Here is a 25,192-nt window from a genome sequence, read left to right as displayed (position 1 = left end):
GCTGGGGTGCCCTCAACGGCTCTGAATCAGGTCGTGGGGTGCCCCTGGCACCTCACGGCTCTGGGCACCGCTGTGCCGTGCGGGCTCCACTCAGTCCTGGTCGCGGATGGCGTTCCGGCCGTCCCGTTTGGCGCGGTACAGTCGGCGGTCGGCGTGCCCGACCAGCTGATCGAACTCGGGGGCCGTGATCTGCGCCACGCCGATGCTGAGGGTGACGGTCAGGCCTGGCGCCACGCTCCCCCAGGGGTGCAGGCGAATCAGCTGCTGCAGGTCCGCGCAGCTCTCACTCAGGTCCTCGGCGGATGCGGCGCGCAGCAGCACGAATTCCTCTCCGCCGTAGCGCGCAGCGATGTCGCCGGGGCGGGTCACGTCCAGGATCATGCGGGCCACGCGTTGCAGCACCAGGTCACCCGTCTGGTGGCCCCAGGTGTCGTTCACGACCTTGAAGTGGTCCACGTCGATGATCGCGGCACTCAGCGGCGTGTCCGGCGTGGCGGTCTGCGCCAGGTGCTGCCCCTCGGTGAACAGGTGCTCGCGGTTGGCCAGACGGGTCAGGTGATCGGTGCGGCTCAGCTCCCGGATGCGGGCGTTCAGGGCGCGCAGTTCCTGAAGGTGCGTCTGCAGTTCGGCGTTGCGCTGCCGGGCTTCGCGGGCCTGATCCTGCAACTGCTGAATGCGGGCCAGGACCTCGAAGGTCTGGATGGACTGGCGCCGCTCGGCCTGATGGGTGCGGCGCGTGTAAGCCAGGGTTTCACGTAGGTGCGTCAGGGCCAGATCGTGGCGTCCCAGCGCCTGGTGCGCGGCACTGAGCCGCTCGTGCAGTTCGGGCAGCAGCATGTGGTCACCCAGGGACTCCACGCCGCGCAGCGCGGTACTCAGGAGGTTGACCTGCTCGCCGGGACTGGCCTGCTCGGCCAGGTGCAGCGCGGCGGTGGCGCGCAGTTCCGGGTTCTCGTTGTGGCCATGCAGGTGCCGCAGGCGCTCCCCGGCCGCCTGCCGTTCGGGTTGGTCCGCGTCTGGGGGCAGGACGTGCAGCAGCGTGATCAGCAGGCTGGCTTCCAGGTGGGGATGCTGGTGCAGGTGCGGGTACGCCAGGGCGCGCCGCAGGTGCTCCTGCGCGCAGGCGTGGTCCCCGTCATCCCGGGCGAACTCGGCGAGGTTCGCGTGGGCGATGGCCACGCCGAAGGGGTAGGCCAGCTGCTGGAACGCTCCGAGCGCCTCGGTGATGTGCGTGCGGGCGCGGTCCGGGTCGCTGTGACGCAGTTCCACGGCCAGGTCGTGCAGGGCGGTGGCGGTCAGTTCGGGGTCCTGGATGAGCCGGGCCAGCGCCACCTGCTCCTCGTACAGTTCGACGGCGCGGTCGGCGCGGTTCAGGGTGCTTTGCAGGGCCGCCAGGACGTTCAGCCCGCGCCCCAGCCACACGCTGGGTTCACCGAGGCGCAGGGTGCTGATCGCGCCGGTGACGGTTTCGCCCGCGCGTGGCAGCTGGCCTGCGCGCCAGTCAAGGTACGCCAGCAACACGCTCGCCTGCGCGTGGGCGGGCGTGCGCAGGTGCGCCTGCGCGCTGGCGCGGGCCAGGTCGGGGGCGGTGTCGCGCTGTTCCCAGGCCAGCGGCAGCGTGAGGATCGGTGGGGTGGAAGCGTCGGTCATCAGCTCAGGCTTCACGATAAGCGGTGGCCGTGCCGCTGAGGCCGCAGCTGTGGATCAGTTCCCGTCCGGGGTGGACCAGAAGGCCGTCATGACCTCCACGACCTCCGCAGTCTTCTCGAACTGCGGCAGGCCGTCGGTGCCCTGAATGCGTACGGCGCGCACACCGGGCCGCAGCGTGAACTCCTGAAGGCGGTCAAAGGAGACGAAGGCGTCCTGGTCGTACAGGACCAGGGTGGGAATCTTCAGGCGGCTATAGAGGTCGCTGTACGCGTCGGGGGTGAACAGCTGCCCACTGATGAAGTACAGGGGCGCGTACTTCGCGCCGGGCTGGCGCGTGGTGTCCAGCGAGTAGTTCACGAGGCCCTGATCCACGGGCCCCCGGAACGAGCGGCTCAGGAAGTACTCGATGCTGATCCGGGTGCGCAGCAGCGCGTACAGGGGCGAGCTGACCGCGTTGAGCCGGTTGTACAGCGTCTGCCCGCCGTCCTCACCGGTGGCGCGTTGCGTGCCGCCGCGCGGCTGGCCGAGGCCGCTGGGGCTGATGAGTACCAGGCTGCGGATGCGGGCGTCCTGGAGCGCGGCGCGGGCGGCGAACTCACTGCCCAGGCTCAGGGAGACCACGTCCACGTCCGTGCCCAGCTGGGCGGTCAGGGCGGTCAGGGCGCTCGTCATGAGTTCGGGCGTGTAGCGCGTGTCGGGGCGGTCGCTGCTGCCGAAACCCGGCCATTCCAGGGCGTACACGGGGCGCTTCCCGGCGAACGCGTCCCACAGGGGTTTCATCTCGTAGGCGCTGGCGGCGGCGTTCACGCTGCTGGTCAGGATCAGGGGGCGGCCCGCGCCGCGCGGGTCGGCGTAGTACGCGACCCGGCCGAAGCCCGGCAGGGTCAGGGTCCGGCGCTCACCGTTCAGGGCAGGGCGCAGGGCGGGGGAGGCTGTGGCCACCGTGGCCGGGGCATTCGCGGTGCCCTGCGCGGCGGCTACGGCCGCCAGGGACAGGCCCCCCAGCAGCAGGCCGAGGGTCAGGATGCGGCGGGCGCGCTTGCTCGTCATGTGTCTATCCTCCCGGGCGCGCGCCTGAGGAACTGTCCGGTGCCGCGCAGTGTGCCTTCACGTGTCCTTCGGGGTCGGCGGCTGCACTATGCTGCGCGGCGATGCGTGCCGAACTGCTGTCCCGCGTGCTGTCCCTGCTGCCCGACCCGGCGGCCGCGCCCAGAGCTGAACTTGCTGCGTACCACACGATGCTGCGTGACTACCCCCAGCGCGGCGGCAAGGGCATCCGCAGCGACCTGCTGCTCGCCAGTGCCCGCGCGCACGGCGTGCAGCCCGGCACGCCCGCCTGGGAGGGGGCCCTGTGGCTCGCGGCGGCGCTGGAACTCTTCCAGAACTGGGTGCTCATCCACGACGATATTGAGGACGACAGCGAGGAACGCCGGGGGCGACCCGCGCTGCACCGCCTGCACGGCGCGGCGCTGGCCATCAACGCCGGGGACGGCCTGCACGCGTACATGTGGGCGGCCGTGCACCGCGCGGGCGTGCCCGGCGCGATGGAGGCGTTCCTGGAGATGATCCACCGCACCGCCGAGGGCCAGCACCTCGACCTGGGCTGGGTGGAGGCCCGCGAGTGGGGGCTGGCCGAGGGCGACTACCTGGACATGGTGCGCCTGAAGACCGCGTACTACACGGTCGTCGTGCCGCTGCAACTGGGCGCGCTGGCCGCCGGGGCCGCGCCGCACCCGGACTTCCTGCCCGCCGGGCTGGCGCTGGGCGCGGCATTCCAGATCCGCGACGACGTCCTGAACCTGAACGGCGACCCCGATAAGTACGGCAAGGAGATCGGCGGCGACCTGCTGGAGGGCAAACGCACCCTGATCGTCCTGCACTGGCTGGCGCACGCCCCCGCCGGTCAGCGCGGCGCGTTCCTGGCGCAGATGCACCGTGACCGCCCGGAGAAGGACTCGGGCGTCATCGCGGACATCCACCGCTGGCTGCTGGAGAGCGGCAGCGTCACGTACGCGCAGGCCTTCGCGGACCGTGAGGCGGCCGCGGGCCTGGCCGCGCTGGAGGGGGCCTTGGCCGGCGCCGCGAACCAGCAGGCCGCGCAGGACCTGCTGGGCGCTGTGCGGACCCTCGCCACCCGCGACCACTGACAGCGGTATTCAGATCGGAGGGGGCCGCGGCGCTCCCTCCGTTTCGGTCGGCTCAGCCCCGGGCGAGGGCCAGAGCGTGCGGGGCGAAGCGGGCGAAGGCCTCGTGCAGGGCGTGGATCACGTCGTGGCGGGGGGAGCCGTCCGCGTTCAGGTACAGGCCCGAGTTCACCTCGATCCCGAACGCCGCGCGGCCCGGCGCTGCGTACGCGGCACTGATGGTGTCGGTCTGCCACGGCACGCCCACCTGCACGTCCGGATAGGGCGTGTCCGCCAGCACGGATGCGAAGGCGTCGGCGCAGGCGGCACGCAGGGCCTCCCACGCCGCGTGCGGGAAGGTGGGGGCGTCGTCCGTTCCGGTCATCAGGCACAGGCCCGGGCGGGGCGTGCCGGTGTCGTGGCTCAGGGCCGGGCCGCTGGGCGCCATGCAGTGCCCCACGATCAGCAGGTCCGCTTCCTGCGCTTCCAGGGCCACCAGCGCGTGGAAGGGATCCCAGTAGCGGCGCAGCCGGGTCTCGCGCGCCGCCTCGCTCAGCGTGAACCCTGTCGGATACAGGGGCTGACGGTCGAAGGTGCCGCGTTTGATCACGCCGTTCTCGTCCCGGTCGTCCCGGTCGCGGTTCAGGTCCACCGCGAAGCGGCTCCAGGCGGCCTGCACGCTGCGCGCGCCCGGCAGGTGGAAGATCAGGTCGGTGTACGGGTCACCGTCCAGGAACACGCGGCGCAGTAGGGCGTCCCGCGCGCCCGCATTCAGGAGGTCCGGGCCGAGCATGTCGCTCAGCACCTCGGCGGGCAGCGCGCCGGACGGGTGTGGCGTCACGACCAGCAGTCGGTTAAGTTCAGGCACGCCCGGAGGATACGCCCCTCAGCGGGGCCACAGGCGGCCCACCCACCCGGCGGGGTTCGTGCCCTCGCCGCGTACGCGGATTTCCAGGTGCAGGTGCGGCCCGGCGCTCAGGCCGGTGCTGCCCACCTCGCCCACCTTGTCCCCCCGCTTCACCTTCTGCCCGACCTTCGCGGTCACGCGGCTCTGGTGGAAGTACAGGCTCACGACGCCCGCCCCGTGGTCGATGACGACCAGCCCGCCGCGCACCGGGTAGCGCCCGGCGATCACGACCGTCCCGTCGTTCACAGCCAGCACCGGCGTCCCGGCCTTCGCGGGGTAGTCGGTGCCGAAGTGATACGCGACCGGGCCGCCCGCCACGTACGTGCGCGGCTGCCCGAACGACGAACTCGTCGGCGCCACGCCCTTCAGCGCGGGCGCGAAGGGTCTGCTCCAGGCCTGCGGGGTGCGCCGCGCGTACGCCTTCTCCACCAGCGCGTCCTCCGCTGCGCGGGCCGGGTCCACCAGCACCTTGCTCACGCTGGGCGGCAGGTTCAGGTGCTGGATGGGATCCTCCAGGCCCAGCACTGGGATGCGGCCGCGGACCATCTGCCCGTCCAGGCTCACCTCGTACACGACCGGGGTGGTCTTGCCCAGCACCACGCGGCCCACCACCACGAACTGCTCCGCGCCCCCGACCGGCCGCAGCACCTCGTTCGGCTGCCGGACGTCCTCGCCCACCTCGCTGGGAAACCGCACGGTCGCCTGCGCGGCGCGCGGCCCGCTCAGGCTGACCAGGAACGCGTCACCCATGCGCAGGCTGCCCGGCACCGTGATGTTCACGCCCGCAATGCGCGCCGTGGCGGGCGTGGGCGTCAGCTGGTCACTGGACAGCGGCGCGGGCAGGCCCGGTTTGCTCGTGGCGCTGGGCGGAGCTTCACCCCTGGCGGGCAACTGGATGGTCTGCCCAACCTCCAGCGCGGTGCCGGACAGCTTGTTCAGCCGCAGCAGGGCGTCCACGGTCGTCCCGTTCGCCCGCGCGATCGAGTACAGCGTGTCCCCGGCCCGCACCACGTACGGGGCGGCCAGGGCCGGCAGCGCGGTCAGGAGCAGCAGGGCGGCCAGTGTTCGGCGCGTCATGCGTCCCACCCTACGCGCAGCACGTGAGAAGCGCGCCCCAGACACACATGCGGGCAGGGGAGAGCTGACTCCGCTTCAGTCGACATCCAGGGTGAGAGTGACGGGGCCGTCGTTGGTCAGGTCAATGACCATGTGCGCGCCGAAGACGCCCTCGCCGACCGGGAGGCCCAGGTCGCGCAGCGCGGCGTTGAAGGTGTGGTACAGCGCGCGGGCGTGGTCGGGGGGGGCGGCGGCCGTGAAGCTGGGACGGTTGCCGCCGCGCGTATCGGCGTACAGCGTGAACTGGCTGACGCTCAGGACGCCGCCGCCGATGTCCTGCACGCTGCGGTTCATGCGGCCCTGGTCGTCGCCGAAGATGCGCAGTTTGGCGATCTTGGCGGCCAGGGCGCGGGCGGTGGTGTCGGTGTCGCCGGGCGCGACGCCCAGCAGGACGAGCAGGCCGGGGCCGGTCTGCCCGGTCAGTACACCTTCGACGGTGCAGGTGGCGCGGGTGACGCGCTGGAGGGTGGCCCGCACGTCAGTTCGCGTCCGGCCCGGTCGCGTCGGCGCCGCTGCTCGGCGCGGCGAGGCGTTCGCGGACGCTGCCGATCGCGCCGGTCAGCAGGTCAGCTTCAGTGAAGTCCAGGTTGCCGCGGGTCTTCTCGGCCAGCATGGTCAGGAGTTTCAGGCTGCGCTCGGCAGTCTGGCGGGCGCGGGTTTCGTGCAGCAGGCCGTCGCGGGCGGCGCTGGCGGTGGCGGCGTTCAGGTCACCCAGGGCGGCCTCGGCGGTCGCCTGGAGGGAGTTCACGAGTCCGACGAATTCGGGGTTCGGCATGGCTGGAAGTGTAGCGGCTGGGACCGGAACGCCGCCCTCCTGGGGTCAGGGGGCGGCGCGGCGGGGTCGGGGGTGGGCTTCAGGTCAGGCGGGGGCGTTTGCTGCGAGCTTCACGGCGGGTCTTGGGGTCCAGGCCGATCAGCAGGAAGAAGTTCTCCAGGGCGTTTTCCTGACCCTTGATGTCCGGGTGTTCGTGTTCAGGGGTGCCGGTCACGAAGGGCAGGGTGCGGTACAGGTCGAGGGCGTGGGTGATGACCTCGTCTGGGCCGTGGTCGTCCGCGTAGCTGCCCAGGCGGGTGTAGACCTCGCGTCGGCTCTCGGCGTGTTTCAGGAACGCGTCCGGGTGGGGCGTTTCGCCTGCGCGGAGCATGTCCTGCCGGGCGATGCGGCGGTAGTGCTTGAGTCCGGTCTGGATCTGCTCGGTCGAGAGGGTTTCCTTCATGCCGTCCTCCAGGGTACCCCGTGGGGTGGGCGGTGGTGGCGCCCGTGTCCACCGAGTATAGGCAGTGGGGCGGGCGACGTCTGGGAGCGCGCTGGACCGGCTCACCTGGTTCATGAAGGCCTGCGCCGGCGGCTGTATATGCGCCTGCATGATGAGTGGGCCTGGGCACGCATTAGATCGGCTTTGAGGAGGTGACCCGTCATTCCTTTGGGGGATGCTCATGCAGTTCTGGTCTACCATGTGAGAATTCTGAGGATGTACGGTTTTCGGCAAAGCCGCTCTGGTGCGTGTCGGCGGGCCTGTGACACACCAGAACTTCTATGAGACTGTTTATGTGAATTGTGGCCCATAAAGGCAACCGAGGACTCATAAACGGGTCAGCTGAACGCATAGAGGCCGTATAGGCGCATATCATAGGCCAGAATGCGGATGAATTAAGGACAGGTAAATAAAGCTACGCTAAACTTCTCCTATCGATGAAAGCCACGCGCATCCTCCTGACCCTCCTCGCGCTGAGCACCAGCGCCAGCGCCGCCACCTACACCGTCAAGGCCGGTGACTCCCTCTACTCCATCGCCCGGAACGCCGGCGTGGACGCCGCCAAACTCATGCAGCTGAACAAACTCAGCAGCAGCACCATCCAGGTGGGTCAGAAACTCAACCTCGGCGGCGCCAGCACCAGCGCCCCCGCCGCGCGCCCCCAGGCCGCCGCGCCCCAGGCCGCACCGCAGGGCAGCGCCGTCGTCCGCGCCGCCGCCACCCGCTTCCTCGGCGCCCGCTACGTCCTCGGCGCCACCGGCGGCGGCGCCCTGGACTGCAGCGGCTACACCCTGAACGTCTTCCGCCAGCTGGGCATCAGCCTGCCCCGCACCGCTGCCGCACAGTGGCGCGTCGGCAGTGCCGTCAGCCGCCGCGACCTGCGCGCCGGTGACCTGGTGTTCTTCAACACCATGGGCCGCACCGCCAGCCACGTCGGGATCTACATGGGCGACGGCATGATGGCCAACGCCAACAGCTACCACGGCAAGACCATGATCGAGCCGCTGTTCAGCAACCCCTACTGGGCCAGCCGCTACGACGGCGCCCGCCGCGTCCTGAACTGAACCCAACCCGCGCAGCGCTTTCATCGACACCCCCGCCCCGACCAGGGCGGGGGCGCTGCTTTGGGCTTCAGCGCTCGCCGGGCGAACTGAGCGTCACGAACGTCCCCGCACCCTGGTGCGCCGCCGTGTGCAGCACCGTCTCGCCCTGGCGGGTCAGCACGGCCTCGGCCTGCACGCCATCGTCCGGCAGCTCGTGCGTCACCGCGAACCCCTGCGCGGTCAGCAGGTCCCGGATCGCCCGCGGCTCCCAGCGGGCCAGGGTGAACTGCTCGACCCGCGTCTGCCCGCTGCGCACCTCGCGCCTCACGCCCTGGGACGCCGGGCAGGACGGCGTGGCGCCCACCGGAAGCGCGGCGGTCCCCCACACCCGGGCGGGGTCCGCGAAGCAGTACAGCTCGCCGCGCCAGCGCGCGCCACCCTGCCACCAGATCACCCCCCCACCCACAACCGCACACAGGGCGAGAACAGCCGCAACCGCAGGAACACGCATGGGCCGCAGCGTACCGCGCGGCGGGCCCGACCCGGGCCCCGCGCCCCCGCAGGTGCGGGAACCCCGCCGCGGCCCGGACAATACTGTGCTGGTGTGGAACCCCCAACCGTCTGGACCCGCCTGCGGGCCGCCCTGAGCGGCGAGCAGAACGCCGAGACCCTCTACGCCTACCAGCGGGCCGGCGCGACCGTGCACGACCTGCTGGACGCCGCCGAACGCCGCCGCTTCGACCTGACAGCCAGCGGCACAAGTCCCTTCGACATGCCCGCGCAGGTGGGCGTGGAACTCGCCTGCATCTGGAACGCCTTCGCCCTCCAGACGCTCGGGGACCGCATGCTCAGGGCCGACGAGCAGGCCGACCCCGCCACCGTGGGCTTCGTGCCCCCCGTGACCTTCTCGCAGGTGCAGGCGTACTACCAGGACGTGCAGCGCTGGCTGGCGCACGCCACGCGCGCCGCGCACGATCCGCAGTTCCAGCCCGCCGCGCCCCTGCCCGCCCCGCTGCCCGACTGGTCCCCTGTGGAACCCTGCCCTCGCCCCCACCTGGACGCCATGATCGCCGCGCTGAGCGCCATGCGCCTGCACGCCGAGAGCGTCATGAACGCCCTGGAAAAATCCACGCCTGAAGCCCACCGCAGCAGGCTCGCCGGGGTGCGCGGCCTGTTCGCCGAGGCGGTCAGCCGCGCCGAGTACGCCGAGCGCATGTACACGCCCGGCGCCAGCCAGGCGCTGCACGAGCAGGTCGAGGAGCACGCCAAGAAGGCCGTCGAGGGCCTGTACCACGCCGGTCAGGTGCTCAGCTATCCCGCGCTGATCAAGGCCCGCCGCGCACCGGACCGGACGGCCGCCGCGGCCCCCCGCCCGGCCCACGTGGCGCTGCCCGGCGAGTCCGGCTTCGACCCGTGGGTGATGACCGACCCGGTCGCCGCGCCGACGCTGCGGCACGATCCGCGCGCGCGGCAGGTCATCACGGAGATGTGGGCGCTCGACCCCAGCCCGCGCGACAGCGTGGCGCTCTGGCAGGACATTCAGGCCGCGATTGACCGCGGCGACGTGATCTACGGCCGCAACGGGGGCCGCCTGATCGGGCATTACTTCTGCACGCCCTGGGCGTCCATCTACGAGGCCGCGCGGCCCGTCATGATCGGCGACACGCCCGTCCCGAAGGGCAAGCGCTTCACGATCGAGTGCGCCGCCGAGGGCGTCCGGGTCGGGTACCCCTTCAAGCGCGAGGTTGTGATCGGGGACTTCAAACCCAGCACGCTGGACTACTGCGATCCGGACGCCCCGCCACCCCACGACGATTGAAGTCCGCGCGCGCGGCCAGAACCCGGCGCGGGTGTGCGACTCTGTGGGGGTGACGCGCAGGCCCAAGCAGAAAATCCGGTTCAAGAATGACCGCGCCCCCCAGGCGCGCCCCGCCCCAGGTTCAGCCGAGCCCCCCACGCCCAGCGCGGTGAACTACTTCGAGGTGCGCCCCGCGAACCTCCCGTCCCGCCTGGACGGCCTGCGGGCCCTGACGAAAAGCGGCGTGCGTGGCTACCCTGACGTGGACGCCGCGCAGGCCCTGCTGGCGGGCGTGATGCGCCGGGACCGCGTGCGCGGCGAGGTCCTCGACCTGAGCGCCATGGGCGGCCTGCTGGGCAGCCTGCCCGGCGTGACCCTGCGCGCCGTGGAGGGCAGCGCCGCCGCCCTGAGCGCCCTGAAGGCCGCCGGGCTCGACGCGCACGCGGCTGCGCCCGGCGACGCCCTGGTGGACCGCTGGCCGGACCGGGCGAAGACCGTGGCCCTGGTACTCGCCGGGGACCGCGGGAACGCCTACGCCGCCGCGCAGGTCGCGTGGGCGCATGCCAGCACGCCCCCGGGCGGCACCCTGTACATCGCCGGGGACCGTGACAAGGGCTTTGACCGCTACGTGCGCCTCGCGGGCAACGCCTTCGGCGCCGGCGAGGTCGTGGCCCGGGACGGCGGGATGCGCGTGGCAAAACTGATCCGCCGCCCCGGCCCCACCCCGCCCTTCCCGGACCCCGAGGGCTTCGAGGCGTTCGGCGTGACCGTCGTGGGCCTGCCCGGCGTGTTCAGCGCCGCCAAGCCCGACAAGGCCACCGCGCTCATGCTGGGCGCCCTGGAACGCCTCGATCCGGACGGCACGACCCTGGCGGGCCGGGACGTGCTGGACCTGGGCTGCGGCACCGGCCTGATCGGCGCGTGGGCCGCGCGGCGCGGCGCGAACGTCACGCTGGTCGACGGTGACATGCCCAGCGTGCGCAGCGCCCAGGCCACCCTGACCGCCAGCGGCCTGAGCGGCGCGGCCCTCCACTCGGATGTGGACGCCGAACTGGGGGGCGCGACCTTCGACGTGATCCTCACCAACCCGCCCTTCCACGTGGGCCGCGGCGTGGTGCTGGACGTCGCGCGCGAGTTCATCGCTGCTGCCGGACGCCGCCTCAGGCCCGGTGGGACCCTGCACCTCGTCGCGAACGACTTCCTGCCCTACGAGGCCGACCTGCGCGCCCTGGGTGAGGTCACCGAAACCCTGCGTGAGGCGGGCTTCAAGGTCCTGAGCGTCACCCGCGCCTGAACGGCGGGAACCTTTGCGCCCCTCAGTCCGTATTCCTCCTGTTGGCCCGGCGTCCCCCACCAGCCCTCCCTCCTGCGTCACGATGCGCTGCGAGGCGCGTTTGCTAGACTGACGCGTTCAGGTGCCCGGCGCCCGGCGCATGACCCCCCGCCCGGACACCCTCCCCAACCTCAACCGCACACCCGCCCCGACCCCACCCCAGGAGGCCGCATGGCAGATTCCACGACCGTCCGCACCCGTAAGAAAGTCGACGCCGAAAGCGGCGAAACCAAGGCCGCGGCCCGCGCCCGCGCCCGCGTGGCGCCCGGCACGACGCCCAAGGTGGTCACCACCGCCACCAGCCCCCTGCCCGCCAAGCCCGCCCCGGCGAAACCAGCCGCCAAGAAGGTCGCGAAACCTGACGCCGAGCCTGCCCCGGCCACCGACACGGCCGCGGCCAGCGCCGCCGCGCCAGTTGTCGCGGCCGAAACCGTCGAGCCGGCCCGCAAGCCCGCCGCGAAGAAAGCCGCGCCCAAAGCCGACGCCGAGAAGCCCGTCAAGAAAGCTGCGGCGAAGAAGGCTGAACCGGCCCAGCCGGCCGAGAAGCCCGCCAAGGCCGCCAAACCCTCCGCGCGCGCCGCGAAGCCCTCGGCCAAACCCGCCGCTGGTCCCGTCAAGGGCGGCCCCGCCGAGAAACCCTACTACGCGCACGCCAGTATTCAGGAACTCCTGAAAGCCGGGCGCGCCGCAGGCGTCCTGGCCAGCGAGGAGATCGCCACGGCCCTGGCCAGCGCGCTGGAAGCCAACGGCCTCGACCCGGAAAGCCCCGACGCCTTCGAGGACATGCAGCTGTACCTCGCCGGGCAGAACATCGAGGTGCAGGACCTCGACGAGGACGAGGACGACACCGAGGAAGAAGCCGCCGAGGACGGCCCGGCCGCCGCGCAGGACGACGACGAGGAGAAATACTTCGACGACATGCCCCGCGCCGTGTCCAACGACCCGGTGCGCCAGTACCTGCACGAGATCGGCCGCGTGCCCCTCCTGACCCTCGAAGAGGAAATCGCCCTGGCGCGCCGCATCGAGGAAGGCGAGGAAGCCCGCAAGGTGCTTGAGGAGGACCTCGAACTCGAGGACCGCGCCCGCCGCCGCCTGATGCGCCAGACCGAGGACGGCGCCGCCGCCCGCCAGGGCCTGATCGAGGCCAACCTGCGACTGGTCGTTAGCATCGCCAAGAAGTACACCGGGCGTGGCCTGGGCTTCCTGGACCTGATCCAGGAAGGCAACCAGGGCCTGATCCGCGCGGTCGAGAAGTTCGAGTACCGCCGCCGCTACAAGTTCAGCACGTACGCCACGTGGTGGATTCGTCAGGCCATCAACCGCGCCATTGCCGACCAGGCCCGCACCATCCGCATCCCGGTGCACATGGTCGAGACGATCAACAAACTGACCCGCACCGCCCGCCAGCTCCAGCAGGAACTGTCCCGCGAGGCCACCTACGAGGAGATCGCCGAGGCCATGGGCCCCGGCTGGGACGCCGCGAAGGTGGAGGAGGTGCAGAAGGTCAGCCAGGAACCCGTCTCGCTCGAAACCCCCATCGGCGACGAGAAGGACTCCTTCTACGGCGACTTCATCCCCGACGAGAACCTCGACAGCCCCGTCGAGAACGCCGCCAAGACCCTCCTGAGCGAGGAGCTGGAAAAGGCTCTCTCGAAACTCACCGAGCGTGAAGCGATGGTCTTGAAGTTCCGCAAGGGCCTCGTGGACGGCCGCGAGCACACCCTGGAGGAGGTCGGGCAGCGCTTCAGCGTCACGCGCGAACGCATCCGCCAGATCGAGAACAAGGCGCTGCGCAAACTCAAGTACCACGAGAGCCGCACCCGTAAACTCCGCGACTTCCTCGACTGAAGTCCGTCCCCCAGGGCCGCCCCGCATCCACACCGGATCGGGGCGGCCCTGCCCTGACGGCAGGGCGGAGCGAGACGGCCTGTGTCGGGTGCGTCCACGCCCCTGCACTGCACCGGGTGGCCCACTCCACCCCCAAAAATTGCGCTGCTCCCGTGCGCCCCGCTGGAACGGTCTGCGCACCGTTCGGTCAGAGGCCAGATGTGGCAACTTCCGCGCTGGGACGCGCGTATTCTCCGGTAACCATGACCGACCTGACCTCCCCGGTGCCGGACGACCTCGCCGCGCCACGCACCGGCCCACCCCTGACCGCGTACGGCCTGGCGCTGCTGCCGCTGGGCCTCGCCGGGCTGCTGCCGCTGTGGGCGGCAGCGCTCATCTGCGGCCTGTTCGCCCTGGGCGTTCGCTTTCCCGTGTGGGGGCAGGCGCGGCTGCTCGGCACGCAGCTGATCATCGGCCTGGGGGTGGCGGCACAGGTGCCCGCCGCGGTCGCGCAGCCCCGGCAGCTGCTGGTCCTGGCGGGCACGTACCTGCTGCTCAGCGTGTCCGGTTTCGCGCTGAGTGCCGGGGCGCACGCCCTGGAAGATGGGCGGCGCCGGGGCCTGCTGGCGCTGCTGCCGGGCCTGCTCGCCCCGCAGCCCGGCCTGATCCTGGCGCTGGCCGGGGGCGCCCTGGCCCGGCCAGCGCGAGACACCCGCCACGCAGCCCAGATAGCCCCTGGCTGGTGGACCTGGGTGGCAGGCGGCGCCGTGGCAGCAGCGCTGCTGAGCACGCTGCTCCCCGCCCCGCGACCGGACATCGCGGCAGTCCTCACGCCGCCTGCAATGCAGACAGCCCAGGCCCCCGCGGACAGGACCGCCACGCCCAGGCCCCAGCCCGCCGGTCCGGACACCCCGAACCTGCTGAATCCGCCCCAGAAAGCCCCTCAGGTGCAGCTTGACGTGGGGACGCCGCTGGTGCCGCCGGAACTGGCGCTGGGCGCGGGCCTGCTGTGCCTGCTGCTGGCGGTCAGCGTGCCGCAGCTGCGCCGCCGGGCGGGCCGCCCACCCCACCCGTCCGAGCTGCTCATGGTGGCCGGACTGGCCCTGACGGGACTGCTGTGGTTCGTGTCGGCCATCCTGTTGAACCTGGGGGGACGCGAGGCGGGCGCGGGGTCGGGCGGCGCGCCGCCCCCGGACGCGGCCATCCAGACCGGTCAGCCGGTCCCGTCCAGCCCGGCGGCGCAGGTCGTCAACGCGAACTGGCTGGTCCCACTGGCGCAGGTGCTGGCCCTGATCGTGCTGCTGGGGGTCGCGGCCGTGCTGCTGGCCAGCCGTCGCCGCGCCGCTGCGCCCGGAGCGGTCACGCTGAGCACGGACGACCTTGCCGCTGCTGGCCCGCCCGCCCCGCTGCACCGGGTGCGCGTCGCGTACCGGGAGGCGCTGGCCGCCCTGACGGACGCCGGACTGGGCCGGGCCGCCCACGAGACCCCGGCCGGGTACGCCGCGCGGCTCGGCACCCACCACCCGCCACTGGCTGAAGCGCTGGGCATCCTGACCGCCCTGTACGAACCCGTCCGCTACGGCGGCCAGCTGACCGACGAGCAGGCTGACCAGGCCGAGCAGGCGGCCCGGACCATTCAGAGGGTCGCGCCGACCCTCACGCCCACCGAAGATTCCGCCGATCAAAAGGACCTGTCATGACCCATACTGCCCCCACGCCCGCCTTCGCCCGCTCGATTCTCGACAACGTCGCCCAGGTCCTGGTCGGCAAGGAGGACGTCACCCGGCTCGCGCTGGCTGGCGTTCTGGCCGGCGGGCACGTCCTGCTGGAGGACGCACCCGGCACCGGCAAGACCATGCTGGCGCGCGCGCTGGCGGTCAGTCTGGGCCTGGACTTCCGGCGCGTGCAGTTCACGCCGGACCTGCTGCCCGGCGACGTGACCGGCGTGAGCGTGTACCGCCCGGACACCCATGAATTCCGTTTCGTGCCGGGCCCGATCTTCACCGGGGTGCTGCTGGCCGACGAGATCAACCGCGCCACGCCCAAGACGCAGTCCGCGTTGCTGGAGGCCATGGCCGAGGGGCAGGTCACGGAGTCCGGCGTGACCCATCCGCTGCCCGCGCCGTTCGTGGTGATCGCCACGCAGAACCCCGTCGAGCACGAGGGCACCTACCGCCTGCCCGAGGCGCAGCTGGACCGGTTCCTACTGAAGCTCTCGGTGGGGTACCCCACGCCGGAGGAGGAGGTGCGGATGCTGGGCCGACTTCAGGGCGAACATCCCATCGGCGCGCTGCGGGCGGTGACGACCCCGGCGGCGCTGCTGGACGCGCAGGAGGCCGTGCGGCGCGTGTTCGTGTCGGAACCCGTGCGGGCCTACATCGCGGGCCTGAGCGCCGCGACCCGCGCGCACGCCCTGGTCACGCTGGGCGGCGGGCCGCGCGCCAGCCTGGGATTGCAGGGGACGGCGCAGGCGCTGGCGTGGCTCGCGGGCCGCTCCTTCGTCACGCCGGACGACGTGCAGCGCGCCGCGCCGGGCGTCCTGGCGCACCGCCTGAGCCTGCGGATCGAGGCACGCCTCCAGGGGCAAAGCGCTGAAGGCATCGTCGCCGAGGTGCTGCGGGCCCAGCCGGTCCCGGTCGAGGACGCCGCGCACGCATGACGGCGGCGCTGCTGTGGCTGGCCCTGATCCTGGCAGTGACGGGCGGCCTGTGGGGCCTGTCGCGCCGACCACCGCACGTGACCGTCACGCGTGAGGTCCCGGGCAGCGGCTTTGAGGGCGGCAGCCTGCCCCTGGCTGTGACCGTCACGGTGCGGTCGCGCCGTCCGCTGCGCGTGACGCTGGTCGATCCCGCGCCGCGCGGCGTGGTGCCCAGTCATGAATTGAGAGCCGCCGCGCTCCACCTCGGGGAGACCACCACCACCTTCAGGACCACCCTGCGCCTGAACCGCCGGGGCCAGTTTGAGTGGCCGGGCCTGGAACTCGCGTGGGCTGATCCACTGGGGCTGTTCTGGCAGCAGACCACCCTGCCCGCCTCCACCGCCGTTACCGTGTACCCCGGCACGCACGGCCTGCTCCTCCCGGACCTGCTGCGCCCCCTCCTCTCGGAGGGGACCCTGTCGCGGCAGCTGGGCCTGGACGATCCCCTCAGCCTACGCAGCGCCCGCGAGTACGTCACGGGGGACGCGCCGGGTCGCATCCACTGGCGCCTCAGCGCCCGCCGGGGCGAACTGGTCGTGCGGGAACCCGAACGCACGGCGGCCAGCAGCCTCACGGTCTTCGTGGACGCCAGTGCCGGGGGCAGCACCTTCGTAGACAGCGCCGCCCGGCTGGCCGCCAGCCTGCTGCGCGATGGGCAGACGCTGGGCCTCCCGGTCGCCGCTGCGGCGGGTGGGGAGGTCACGCCCGCCGGGCGCGGCACGGACGCCCTGCACGCCGCGCTGCACCTGCTGGCCCGGCTGGAACCCGACCCCGAACCGCCCCGGCTGCCGGTCACGCGCGCCGGGGGGAACCTGATCATCCTCACCGCGCGGCCCAGCGCCGACCTGACCACTCAGGCACTGCACGCCCGCGCCACCGCCAGCCGCGTCAGCATCGTCGCGCTGCCCGAGGGGTTCTACCTGGAGCCGGGCGAGCAGCCCCGCCGCCAGTGGGCGGGCCTGCCGGACGCCGTCCGCGACCTGGAACGACGCGCGGCGGTGCTGGCGGAGTCCGGCATCCTGGTGTACGTCCTGCGCGGGAACCAGAGTGTCCTGACCCTGGCGGGCTGAACACACCGGGCGTGGCTCCTGTGCGGGGCCACGCCTGGGTTCACGCCGAGGTCAGCGCCGCGCGGGCTGCACGGTCAGGCTGGTGCTGAGGCTCAGTTTCCCACCCGAGAGCTTCATCACGTACAGTTTCGCGCTCTGCCGGTCGCCCGCCGCGTTGAACTTCACGGTGCCGGACAGCAGGCCCGGGTACGTCCCGGCCCGCACGGCCGACTCCACCTGCGCGCGGTTGGGCGCCTTGCCGCCGTTGGCTTTCGCGGCGTTCAGGACGCCCTGGAGTGCCACGCGGGCCGCGTCGTAGGCGAACGCCGCGAAGCCCTGCGGCGCGCTGCCGAACGCCTTCTGATAGGACGCCGCGAAGGTCTTGGCACCCTTCAGCGCGCTCAGCGGGGCGGACACGGTCGTGTAGTACACGTTCGTGGCGCCTGCGCCCGCCACGCGGCTCAGTTCTGGGCTGTCCAGGCCGTCGCCGCCCACGACGGGCAACGTGACGCCCGCGCCGCGCAGCTGAGCCAGGAACACGCCCACCTGGTTGTACACGCCCCCGAAGTAGATCGCGTCCGGCTTCTGCAGTTTGATCTTGGCGATCACGCTGGAAAAGTCATTCTTCTCCTCGGTGCCCTCATTCGCCAGGACCTTCACACCGCGCGTCCTTAGGGTCTTCTCCACCTCCGTAGCCAGGCCCTCCCCGTACGCGGTCTTGTCGTTCAGCACGTACACCCGTTTGGCCTTCAGGGTGCCGGTCAGGAAGCTCGCTCCGGCGGGTCCCTGCGCGTCATCCCGGGGCACGATGCGGCTTACGTTGCGTAGGCCCCGGTCGGTGACCTGATTGGCGGTGCTGGCCGAGTTCACCACGGCCACGTGACTGGCACTCAGGGCGGCGCTGGCGGGAATGGTCACGCCGCTGTTCAGGGCGCCCACCACGGCCAGCACCTGCCGGTCAGAGGCGATCTTGCGCGCGGCGGCCGTCCCGGTGGCCGGATCAGCCTGATCATCAAAGGCCGTCAGTTCCAGCTTCAGGCCCAGCTTCCGGAACTGCGGCTGGAATTCGTTCACGGCCAGCTGCGCGCCGTTGCGGACCTGCGCGCCCAGGTTGCTGATCGACCCGGACAGCGGGCTGATTGTCGCGAGTTTCACGGTCGCGCCGGACTGCGCGTGGGCGCCGGCACTCAGGGCCAGCAGGGACAGGGTCAGGATGCGCTTCATGGGGAACTCCTTGAGGACACTGGCCGCCCGCTGGGCGCCAGTGGAACAGAATCGGGGGATTGAGGCGGCGCCGATCATCTGGGTGCCGAGGCTGAAGGTTCAAGATAGGCGGCTCCGGGGCGGCCGCCTGCGGATGTCCGGACAAATACGGGCCTGTGTGGCCCTGCGTGTCTACACAGCTCCCTGCGCGCCAGATCAGAATCCGGCCATTCAGCACAGAAAAAACCCCCACCGGCAGGGTGGGGGAGAGGTTCAGCGGACCTGGGTCAGTCGCGGTCCACATTCCGGAGGAACGCGGGGATGTCGTAATCCTTCGGGTCGTAGCTGCTCCCGCCGCGGACGGGCTTGACGATCGTGTCGATCACGCTGGAGCGCAGGCCGCCTGCCACGGTCACCGGCATGTCGTTGAAACCGGTGGCGATCACGGTGACGCGCACCTCGTCCCCGGCCGCCTCGTCGGGCGTGATGCCGAACAGGATGTCGGGTTCCTCGAAGCCGGTCGCCTCGCGGATCTTCTCGACGATCTCGTTCGCGTCCGTCATGCTCAGGTCGTAACTGCCGGTGACGTTCACCAGGATGCGCCGCGCGCCCTCGATGCCGCGCTCGAGCAGCGGGCTGTGAATAGCGCTCATGGCGGCTTCCTCAGCGACCTTCTCGCCGCGTCCGGCGCCGATGCCCATCAGCACCGTGCCGCTGTTCGCCAGCAGGTTGCGCACGTCCGCGAAGTCGAGGTTGATCATGCCCTCGACGTTGATCACGTCGCTGATGCCCTTCACGCCGTAGTACAGCACGCGGTCGGCGATCAGGAACGCCTCGCGGAACGAGACCTTCTTGTCCACCGCGGTCAGCAGCTTCTCGTTGTTCACGACGATCATGCCGTCCACGCGGTCGGCCAGCTTGCTGATGCCCTCTTCCGCCACGCGTAGGCGCTTGGGTCCCTCGAACTTGAAGGGCCGCGTGACGATCGCCACCGTCAGGATGCCCATCTCGCGCGCAATCTCCGCCACGACGGGCGCGCTGCCCGTACCGGTGCCGCCACCCATGCCGGCCGTGATGAACAGCATGTCGGTGCCCTCAAGGTATTCCTTGATGCGCTCGCGGTCCTCCAGCGCGGCCTTCTCCCCGACCTCAGGGTCCGCGCCGGCGCCCAGGCCGCGCGTCAGGCGGTCGCCGAGCTGAATGCGGATCTCCGCGTGACTCTTGGCGAGCACCTGCGCGTCCGTGTTCCCGGCGATGAACTCCACGCCCTCAAGTCCCGATTCAATCATGCGGTTGACGGCGTTGTTGCCCGCCCCGCCCAAGCCGATCACGCGAATTCTGGCCGCTTGCATCATCTCTCCTTACCACGGTGACCCGCCTGAATGTCAGGTGGACACCGCTGACTGCGTTGCAGTTTAGCGCACGATAGCAGGACCGCAGCCCGCTGATGTTCGAAAGGAGGGCAGATGTGAACCTGCCGGTTCCATCACCTGCCCTCCCGCTTCACCTGGGTCGGGTGCCGCCTTACATCCAGTCCTTGAACCAGCTGCGCATGCGGTCCACCAGACTCGGACCGTCCTTCTCTTTGTCCTTCTCACGCGGCGCTGGAGCGGGCCGGGGTTCCGGGCTGGGCTCCGGGGTCACGGGCGCCACATTCACGGGGGGCGCCTGCGGGGGCGGCGCGGCCGGCTGGTCCCCGAAAGTCATGGTCGGCACGCGGCCGTCCTCGGCCATGCCGTACAGGACCAGGCCGACGCTGCCCGCGTGACCGGGGCCACTCACGATGTCTGTCAGGCCGCCGATACCGCGCGGGCGGCCCACCCGCACCGGCAGGCGGAAGCGGTCACGGGCCAGTTCGGGTGTGCCGCGCAGCAGCGCCGCGCCACCCGTGAGGATGACGCCATTCGCCACAAGCTCCACCGGGCCCAGCGTCTGGTCGATCTCATCGCGGATCATGCCGAAGATCTCCGCGAGGCGCGGCTTGATGACCCGAGACAGCTCGAAGGCCGTGATGGCGTGCGTGCTGCCCGACGAGGTCGTGATCTCCAGTGTCAGGTCCTGATCGGCCAGTTCCGGCAGGGCCGCGCCGTAACGCCGCTTGACGTTCTCGGCTTCCTCGACCGGGATCTTCAGGATCTGCGCGAGGTCCGCCGTGACGTGATCCCCGCCGATCGGAATGCACGCCGAGTGCGCTAGGTTGCCGCGCTTGAACACGGCCACGTCGGTCGTGCCGCCGCCCATGTCCACCACGATCACCGTCTGCGCCTGCTCACCGGCCTCCAGGGTGGCCAGGCCGCTGGCCAGGGCGTGCAGCGCGAAGCCCTCGACGCGCAGCCCGGCTTCTTGCACGCAGCGGCGCAGGTTCAGCAGTGGTCCCGCCGTGCCAGCGACGATGTGCACGTCCACTTCCAGGCGCACGCCGTGCATGCCGACCGGGTTCTTGATGCCCTCCTGGCCGTCCACCACGTACTCCTGCGGGAGGGTGTGGATGATTTCCAGGTTGGGGTCGAGCGGCACCGCGCGCGCATTCTCGATGGCGCGGTCCACGTCGCCCTGTCCGATCTCCTGATTGCGGCGGATCGCAGCCAGGCCGTGACTTGTGATGGCCTTGGCATGATTGCCGGCCACGGTGACGTACACCGATTCGACCTTCACGCCACTGACCCGCTCGGCGCTCTGCACCGACTGTCGGATGGCGTGCGTGGCCCGCTCCAGATTCACGACCGAGCCGCGCTTCATGCCCTCGCTGGGGACCGTTCCCTCACCGATGATGTCGACACTGCCGTTCTGGCCGACCTCGCCGATCACGGTGGTGATTTTCGTGGTCCCGATGTCCAGGCCGACGATGATGCTGTTCTCTTTCATTCCTGGACGCTCACCCCCCAGGGGTAGATGTAAATGTCACTGTCTGGATACATGCTGATGCTCCCAGCATACTTCACCAGCGAGCGCAGGTCGCCACTCCAGACCGACGAGGAGCGGAGTTTCACGGTCACACCCGACGGCGTGTACCTGACCGACTGCACATTGTAACGGCCCAGGGTATCCAGCAGTTGCAGCACCTCCGGCACCCGGTCCGGCCCCCACCCACCAATCAGCGGCAGCGAACCAGTCCCCGCGGCGCCCGGCAGCACGGTCCCGTCGCGGGCCAGGGCCACCACTGAGCCGTCCCGGCGCTGCCAGCGGGCACGTGGCCTGCGTTCCGTCACCTGAATGGCCACGCGGTCCGGGAACGTGCGGGTCACGACCGCCGACTGCACCCACGGGCTGTCCAGCAGGCCACGCGCCCGCCAGCGGCCGTAGTACAGCCAACCGAACGGGCCGTTCAGACCTGCCAGCGAACGCACCTGAGCGGGTTGCAGGTGCGCCGCGCCACTGACCGTCACCGTGTTCACTGGCAGCGCGAACCACGCCCCGACCCCCGCCCCCACCAGGAGCGCCGCTGCCACCGCCGCCCACAGCGGACGGCGTGAGCGGCGGCGCCGGGACGCCACCTTGGGCAGTGTCTCCAGTTGCGCGGGCGTCCCAGCTTCCGGGGCGGAGACCGGATCGTCACCGCCCAAATCAGGCCCACTGGTGCCCTCCAGGCGGCGGTTGCGGGCCCCGGCCGGACCGGTCACGTGGGCTCCAGGCCGGGCCACAGTTCGTACTCCAGTTCCATCGGCACCGGGACGCGCTCGCGGATCAGGCCCAGCAGTGCGTGCACATCCGCTGCGGTCGCGCCGCCCAGGTTCACGATGAAGTTCGCGTGTTCCGGCGCGATCAGCGCGTTGCCCACGCGGGAGCCCTTCAGGCCCGCCTCGTCAATCAGCTTCCCGGCACTCACGCCGCCCGGATTTTTGAACGCGCAGCCCGGCGTCTTCATCTTCGGCTGGCCCTTGCGGGCCTGATCCGCGAAGTCCATCTTCGCCAGCACCTCTTCGGGCGCGGCGCGGCGCAGTTTCAGGCGCACCCGGGTCACCACGTGGTTGCGCGGGATCCCGCTGTCGCGGTAGCCCCAGCTCAGGTCGTCCGGCGTGACCTGCCGCGTGCCCTCCGGCGTGACGATCTCCAGGGTGTGCAGGCCGTCGAACATCTCGCCGTAGCGGGTCCCGGCGTTCATCCACACCGCGCCGCCCACCTGCGCGGGAATGCCGACGGTGCCCTCCAGGCCGCTCAGGCCCAGCTTCTGGAGCTGCCGGATCAGGCCGGGCAGGGGCACGCCGCCGCCCACCCAGCCGGTCACGACCCAGGGGTCCTCACTCAGGTGCGGGTCCGGCGTCAGGTCCCGCTCGGCCAGCGGACCGCTCAGGCGGATCACGCGCTCCGGGACGCCCTCATCGGCAATCACGAGGTTGCTGCCGCCCCCCAGGATGCGGTAGGGCTGCTCCATGGCCTCGCGCAGCTGCTCGTGCGTCTCGACGAACCACACCTCGGCCTCACCGCCCACGCCCAGCGTCGTGAAGCGCGACAGGGGCAGCCGCTCCACGCGCGCGCCCGTGCGGCTGAGCGGCGCGGTGGCCGCGCTCCCCCCGGTCACAGGGTCCCCACCAGTTCCCGCGAGAGCTTCCACACGTCCCCCGCGCCCATGGTCACGATCAGGTCGCCGGGCCCCGCCGTCTCACGCAGGACGCGCAGCACCTCGGCCCGGTCGGGCAGGTAACGCACGCCCGCGTGCCCCCCAGCGCTCATGCGGTCGCTGATCAGCGTGGCGTGAATGCCGGGAATGGGGGTCTCGCTGGCAGCCGCGATGTCCAGCAGCAGCACCTCGTCCGCGTCCATCAGGGCGTCCGCGAGGCGCGGCCAGGACTGCTGGGTGCGCAGATACCGGTGAGGCTGGAACACCACCCGCACGCGCCGCCCGGTCTGCCGGGCCGCCTGCACGGCCGCCGCGACCTTCGTGGCGTTGTGCGCGTAATCGTCAATGACCAGCGCGCCGTTCAGTTCCCCGATGCGCTGCCAGCGGCGCCCGGGTCCCTGGAACTCGGCCAGGGCGACAGCGGCTCTGACCACATCCCCGCCGTGGAGGTCCACGACGGCCAGCGCCGCCAGGGCGTTCAGGACGTTATGCACGCCCGGCAGCGCCACACGCGCCTCGGCCAGCGGCTCGCCCCGGCGCGTGACTGTGAAGGTCGTGCCGTCCTCGTCCGGGCGCAGGTTCACCGCGCGGTAGTCCGCGCCCTCGGCCTGCCCGTACGTCAGGCGCTCACGGGCGCCTGCGCACAGGGCGTCCAGGCCGGGCCAGTCGGCGCACAGCAGCACCCGGCCCGACTGCGCCACGAACCGCGCGAAGGCCGCGTGCTGCTCCTCCACGGTCTCCCAGTACGTGGCCTGGTTGCCGCCCACGTGGTCGTCCTCGGCGTTCGTGAACACCGCCGTGCCGGCGCCCAGCGCCGCGAAGCCCTTATCACTCTCGTCCACCTCGGCGACGAAGGGACCACTGCCGGTGCGGGCGTTGCTGCCGAACTCCGGGACGATCCCGCCCACGAACGCCGACGGGTCCAGCCCGGCCCCCGCCAGCGCCACAGCGATCATGCTCGTCGTGGTCGTCTTACCGTGCGTGCCGATCACGCCAATGCTGGTCCCGCCGCGCAGCAGCGCATCCAGCAGCGCCATGCGCGGCCGGATCTCCACGCCCGCCGCGCGCGCCGCCACGAGTTCCGGATGATCTTTCGGAACCGCTTCCGATGCCACGAGGACATCGATCCGGCCGAAGGGCTCGTTGCTCACGTGCGACGCCGAGTGCTCCGGCGCAACCGGAATGCCCTCCTGCGCTAGGCGCGCCGTGAGCTCCGTGACGTGCTCATCGCAGCCGCTCACGCGGTGGCCCTGCGCGGAGAGCAGCCGCGCAAAGGCACTCATGCCAATTCCACCGGCCCCCATCAGGTGATAATGGAGGGCTTCGGCACGGGAAGAATCGATTGAGGACGCCGCGGCCACGCCGGGCGGGAAAACAGCTTCAGGAAAGTCAGTCATGAGAGGGTTGGGGCCCACTAACGCAGGTGCCGTTCGATCAGGTCCGCGAAACGCCCCGCCGCACCCGTCTGGGCCCGCCCGAGCGCCGCCTCTCTCATCGAGGCGCGCGTCCCCGCTGCCGCACACTCTAACACCGCCCGCCCCAGCGCTTCTGAGGCATTCTTCTGCTCCACCACGAGCCCCGCCCCGGCATCCTGCACCGCCTGCGCATTGTGGAACTGGTGATTCTCCGCCGATTCGGGCAGCGGCACCATGATCAGCGGCACGCCGTGGAACGCGGCCTCCGCCAGCGTGCTCGTGCCCGCACGGGTGATCGCCAGGTCCGCCACGGACCACGCCGCCACGGCGTCCACGAATCCGGCTGCCTCGTACCATTCCAGGTCCCGCACGCCCGGCGCGACCTCCGCCAGCCAGCGCGGCCCGGTCGAGTGCAGCACCTGCACCCCACCCCGGCCCGCGCCCTTGAAGTCCAGATCCACCACGCCCGGCGCGGGCGGCGGCAGGAGCCCCTCGGGGCCGAACACGTGCCGCAGCACATCCGGCACCGTCTGGTTCAGGAACAGCGACCCCTGCGACCCGCCCATCACGAAGATCGTCAGCGGACCCTCCTGCAATCCTAGACGCGCCAGGGCCTCCGCGCGGGGCAGGCGCTCCTCGCGCACCGGCATGCCTACCATGGTCGCTAACTGCGCGTCCAGCCCGATCACGCGCTCGTACGCGGTCCCCACCGCCCGGGCCTTTCGGACTGCCAGACGCTGCGTCAGGCCCAGCCGGGCGTTCTGCTCATGCAGCACCGTCGGCACGCCCAGACTCTGCGCGGCCAGCACGCCCGGCAGACTCGCGAACCCCCCGTACCCGACCACCACGCCCGGCTTCAGCCGGTTCAGCAGCGAGCGGGCCTGCAACACGCCCTGACCGGCCCGCAGCAGCTCCCGTGGGTCCGGGCGGCCCTGCCCGCTGCGCGCCAGCTTCCCAGCGTCCACGCCCTCGAACGGCAGGCCCTGTTCGCGCGCCACGCGTTCCTCCATGCCTCCCCGCTGTCCCAGCAGCAGCACCTCATGCCCGCGCCGTGACAGTTCGCGCGCTGTCGCCACCGCCGGATAGATGTGCCCCCCCGTGCCCCCCGTCGCCATCACAACCAGACTCATCGCGGGCGAGTGTAGCCCGCGCGGCCTGCCGTATGTCGGGGGCCACCAGCGGGGTGGGCCGGACTGGGGTAGTCAAGGCAAGGGGC

General features: G+C 71.3%; 23 protein-coding genes. 8 read left to right on the top strand and 15 right to left on the bottom strand.

Annotated elements, in window-relative coordinates; genetic code table 11:
- Positions 1-90: 90 nt before the first annotated feature.
- Entirely contained in the window at positions 91-1,650 is a 1,560-nt protein-coding gene (locus IEY63_RS04170) for a tetratricopeptide repeat-containing diguanylate cyclase (RefSeq protein WP_189067669.1), read from the bottom strand.
- A gap of 54 nt (positions 1,651-1,704) precedes the next feature.
- Positions 1,705-2,700, bottom strand: a complete 996-nt coding sequence (locus IEY63_RS04165; protein ID WP_189067668.1) for an alpha/beta fold hydrolase — start codon at positions 2,698-2,700, stop codon at positions 1,705-1,707.
- A gap of 101 nt (positions 2,701-2,801) precedes the next feature.
- Between IEY63_RS04165 and IEY63_RS04160 the strand changes: the two genes are divergently transcribed.
- Positions 2,802-3,797: a polyprenyl synthetase family protein gene (locus tag IEY63_RS04160; protein WP_189067667.1), complete on the top strand. Its 996-nt coding sequence runs from the start codon at positions 2,802-2,804 to the stop codon at positions 3,795-3,797.
- A 52-nt stretch (positions 3,798-3,849) separates the two neighbouring features.
- Here IEY63_RS04160 and IEY63_RS04155 read toward each other — a convergent pair whose 3' ends face one another.
- From IEY63_RS04155 to IEY63_RS04135, 5 genes are all read right to left on the bottom strand, one after another.
- Positions 3,850-4,641, bottom strand: coding sequence for an N-formylglutamate amidohydrolase (locus tag IEY63_RS04155; RefSeq protein ID WP_189067666.1), 792 nt, complete (start codon positions 4,639-4,641; stop codon positions 3,850-3,852).
- A gap of 18 nt (positions 4,642-4,659) precedes the next feature.
- Positions 4,660-5,757 (bottom strand): LysM peptidoglycan-binding domain-containing M23 family metallopeptidase, encoded by a 1,098-nt coding sequence (locus tag IEY63_RS04150; RefSeq protein ID WP_189067665.1) that lies wholly within the window; start codon positions 5,755-5,757, stop codon positions 4,660-4,662.
- Between the two features lie 75 nt (positions 5,758-5,832).
- The gene (gene dtd / locus IEY63_RS04145; protein ID WP_189067664.1) at positions 5,833-6,273 is read right to left on the bottom strand and encodes a D-aminoacyl-tRNA deacylase; all 441 of its coding nucleotides are present in this window, start codon (positions 6,271-6,273) and stop codon (positions 5,833-5,835) included.
- A 1-nt stretch (position 6,274) separates the two neighbouring features.
- Positions 6,275-6,571 carry a DUF1844 domain-containing protein gene (locus tag IEY63_RS04140; protein ID WP_189067663.1) on the bottom strand — a complete coding sequence of 99 codons (297 nt, stop codon included), beginning with the start codon at positions 6,569-6,571 and terminating at the stop codon, positions 6,275-6,277.
- Between the two features lie 79 nt (positions 6,572-6,650).
- The gene (locus IEY63_RS04135) at positions 6,651-7,013 is read right to left on the bottom strand and encodes a hypothetical protein (protein WP_189067662.1); all 363 of its coding nucleotides are present in this window, start codon (positions 7,011-7,013) and stop codon (positions 6,651-6,653) included.
- A gap of 476 nt (positions 7,014-7,489) precedes the next feature.
- On the opposite strand from IEY63_RS04135, the gene IEY63_RS04130 reads away from it, so the two are divergent.
- Positions 7,490-8,116: a C40 family peptidase gene (locus IEY63_RS04130; protein WP_189067661.1), complete on the top strand. Its 627-nt coding sequence runs from the start codon at positions 7,490-7,492 to the stop codon at positions 8,114-8,116.
- A 67-nt stretch (positions 8,117-8,183) separates the two neighbouring features.
- On the opposite strand, the gene IEY63_RS04125 is transcribed toward IEY63_RS04130, so the two are convergent.
- Positions 8,184-8,606, bottom strand: a complete 423-nt coding sequence (locus IEY63_RS04125; protein WP_189067660.1) for a hypothetical protein — start codon at positions 8,604-8,606, stop codon at positions 8,184-8,186.
- 93 nt (positions 8,607-8,699) lie between these two features.
- Here IEY63_RS04125 and IEY63_RS04120 point away from each other — a divergent pair, with 93 nt between their 5' ends.
- The 6 genes from IEY63_RS04120 to IEY63_RS04095 all read left to right on the top strand — a co-directional run bounded on the left by IEY63_RS04120 (position 8,700) and on the right by IEY63_RS04095 (position 16,821).
- Complete coding sequence (locus IEY63_RS04120; protein WP_229784463.1) at positions 8,700-9,914, top strand: hypothetical protein; 1,215 nt, start codon at positions 8,700-8,702, stop codon at positions 9,912-9,914.
- A 49-nt stretch (positions 9,915-9,963) separates the two neighbouring features.
- Entirely contained in the window at positions 9,964-11,187 is a 1,224-nt protein-coding gene (locus IEY63_RS04115; protein ID WP_189067659.1) for a class I SAM-dependent methyltransferase, read from the top strand.
- Positions 11,188-11,397: 210 nt separating this feature from the next.
- Positions 11,398-13,074, top strand: a complete 1,677-nt coding sequence (gene rpoD / locus IEY63_RS04110) for an RNA polymerase sigma factor RpoD (protein ID WP_189067658.1) — start codon at positions 11,398-11,400, stop codon at positions 13,072-13,074.
- 242 nt (positions 13,075-13,316) lie between these two features.
- On the top strand, positions 13,317-14,753 hold the full coding sequence (locus IEY63_RS04105; RefSeq protein WP_189067657.1) for a DUF4129 domain-containing protein: 1,437 nt from the start codon (positions 13,317-13,319) through the stop codon (positions 14,751-14,753).
- On the top strand, positions 14,750-15,712 hold the full coding sequence (locus IEY63_RS04100) for an AAA family ATPase (protein ID WP_189067656.1): 963 nt from the start codon (positions 14,750-14,752) through the stop codon (positions 15,710-15,712). The genes IEY63_RS04105 and IEY63_RS04100 overlap by 4 nt, the downstream gene beginning before the upstream one ends.
- Positions 15,709-16,821, top strand: a complete 1,113-nt coding sequence (locus tag IEY63_RS04095; RefSeq protein WP_189067655.1) for a DUF58 domain-containing protein — start codon at positions 15,709-15,711, stop codon at positions 16,819-16,821. The genes IEY63_RS04100 and IEY63_RS04095 overlap by 4 nt, the downstream gene beginning before the upstream one ends.
- Before the next feature lie 51 nt (positions 16,822-16,872).
- Here the strand turns inward: IEY63_RS04095 and IEY63_RS04090 are convergent, their stop codons facing one another.
- The 7 genes from IEY63_RS04090 to murG all read right to left on the bottom strand — a co-directional run bounded on the left by IEY63_RS04090 (position 16,873) and on the right by murG (position 25,106).
- Complete coding sequence (locus tag IEY63_RS04090) at positions 16,873-18,024, bottom strand: branched-chain amino acid ABC transporter substrate-binding protein (protein WP_189067654.1); 1,152 nt, start codon at positions 18,022-18,024, stop codon at positions 16,873-16,875.
- A 266-nt stretch (positions 18,025-18,290) separates the two neighbouring features.
- On the bottom strand, positions 18,291-19,355 hold the full coding sequence (gene ftsZ / locus IEY63_RS04085) for a cell division protein FtsZ (protein WP_189068053.1): 1,065 nt from the start codon (positions 19,353-19,355) through the stop codon (positions 18,291-18,293).
- A gap of 172 nt (positions 19,356-19,527) precedes the next feature.
- A complete protein-coding gene (ftsA, locus tag IEY63_RS04080) occupies positions 19,528-20,868 on the bottom strand; it encodes a cell division protein FtsA (RefSeq protein WP_189067653.1) in 1,341 nt (446 codons plus the stop codon).
- On the bottom strand, positions 20,865-21,623 hold the full coding sequence (locus tag IEY63_RS04075) for a cell division protein FtsQ/DivIB (protein ID WP_189067652.1): 759 nt from the start codon (positions 21,621-21,623) through the stop codon (positions 20,865-20,867). The genes ftsA and IEY63_RS04075 overlap by 4 nt, the downstream gene beginning before the upstream one ends.
- A complete protein-coding gene (locus IEY63_RS04070; protein ID WP_189067651.1) occupies positions 21,620-22,522 on the bottom strand; it encodes a UDP-N-acetylmuramate dehydrogenase in 903 nt (300 codons plus the stop codon). Before IEY63_RS04070 ends, IEY63_RS04075 begins: the two co-directional genes overlap by 4 nt.
- Positions 22,519-23,958 carry a UDP-N-acetylmuramate--L-alanine ligase gene (murC, locus tag IEY63_RS04065; RefSeq protein WP_373290882.1) on the bottom strand — a complete coding sequence of 480 codons (1,440 nt, stop codon included), beginning with the start codon at positions 23,956-23,958 and terminating at the stop codon, positions 22,519-22,521. Before murC ends, IEY63_RS04070 begins: the two co-directional genes overlap by 4 nt.
- Positions 23,959-23,975: 17 nt before the next feature.
- Positions 23,976-25,106 carry an undecaprenyldiphospho-muramoylpentapeptide beta-N-acetylglucosaminyltransferase gene (gene murG / locus IEY63_RS04060; RefSeq protein ID WP_189067649.1) on the bottom strand — a complete coding sequence of 377 codons (1,131 nt, stop codon included), beginning with the start codon at positions 25,104-25,106 and terminating at the stop codon, positions 23,976-23,978.
- Between the last annotated feature and the right edge of the window lie 86 nt (positions 25,107-25,192).

It is taken from the genome of Deinococcus radiotolerans, from assembly GCF_014647435.1.
GTDB classification, from domain to species: domain Bacteria; phylum Deinococcota; class Deinococci; order Deinococcales; family Deinococcaceae; genus Deinococcus; species Deinococcus radiotolerans.
This window is presented reverse-complemented; position numbering and strand designations above follow the sequence as displayed.

Bases quoted from the DNA above. Each gene is read 5' to 3' on its own strand.
- IEY63_RS04170 (WP_189067669.1), bottom strand. From the start codon at position 1,650: ATGACCGACGCTTCCACCCCACCGATCCTCACGCTGCCGCTGGCCTGG.
- IEY63_RS04165 (WP_189067668.1), bottom strand. From the start codon at position 2,700: ATGACGAGCAAGCGCGCCCGCCGCATCCTGACCCTCGGCCTGCTGCTG.
- IEY63_RS04160 (WP_189067667.1), top strand. From the start codon at position 2,802: ATGCGTGCCGAACTGCTGTCCCGCGTGCTGTCCCTGCTGCCCGACCCG.
- IEY63_RS04150 (WP_189067665.1), bottom strand. From the start codon at position 5,757: ATGACGCGCCGAACACTGGCCGCCCTGCTGCTCCTGACCGCGCTGCCG.
- IEY63_RS04140 (WP_189067663.1), bottom strand. From the start codon at position 6,571: ATGCCGAACCCCGAATTCGTCGGACTCGTGAACTCCCTCCAGGCGACC.
- IEY63_RS04135 (WP_189067662.1), bottom strand. From the start codon at position 7,013: ATGAAGGAAACCCTCTCGACCGAGCAGATCCAGACCGGACTCAAGCAC.
- IEY63_RS04130 (WP_189067661.1), top strand. From the start codon at position 7,490: ATGAAAGCCACGCGCATCCTCCTGACCCTCCTCGCGCTGAGCACCAGC.
- IEY63_RS04125 (WP_189067660.1), bottom strand. From the start codon at position 8,606: ATGCGTGTTCCTGCGGTTGCGGCTGTTCTCGCCCTGTGTGCGGTTGTG.
- rpoD (WP_189067658.1), top strand. From the start codon at position 11,398: ATGGCAGATTCCACGACCGTCCGCACCCGTAAGAAAGTCGACGCCGAA.
- IEY63_RS04105 (WP_189067657.1), top strand. From the start codon at position 13,317: ATGACCGACCTGACCTCCCCGGTGCCGGACGACCTCGCCGCGCCACGC.
- IEY63_RS04100 (WP_189067656.1), top strand. From the start codon at position 14,750: ATGACCCATACTGCCCCCACGCCCGCCTTCGCCCGCTCGATTCTCGAC.
- IEY63_RS04095 (WP_189067655.1), top strand. From the start codon at position 15,709: ATGACGGCGGCGCTGCTGTGGCTGGCCCTGATCCTGGCAGTGACGGGC.
- IEY63_RS04090 (WP_189067654.1), bottom strand. From the start codon at position 18,024: ATGAAGCGCATCCTGACCCTGTCCCTGCTGGCCCTGAGTGCCGGCGCC.
- ftsZ (WP_189068053.1), bottom strand. From the start codon at position 19,355: ATGCAAGCGGCCAGAATTCGCGTGATCGGCTTGGGCGGGGCGGGCAAC.
- ftsA (WP_189067653.1), bottom strand. From the start codon at position 20,868: ATGAAAGAGAACAGCATCATCGTCGGCCTGGACATCGGGACCACGAAA.
- murC (WP_373290882.1), bottom strand. From the start codon at position 23,958: ATGACTGACTTTCCTGAAGCTGTTTTCCCGCCCGGCGTGGCCGCGGCG.
- murG (WP_189067649.1), bottom strand. From the start codon at position 25,106: ATGAGTCTGGTTGTGATGGCGACGGGGGGCACGGGGGGGCACATCTAT.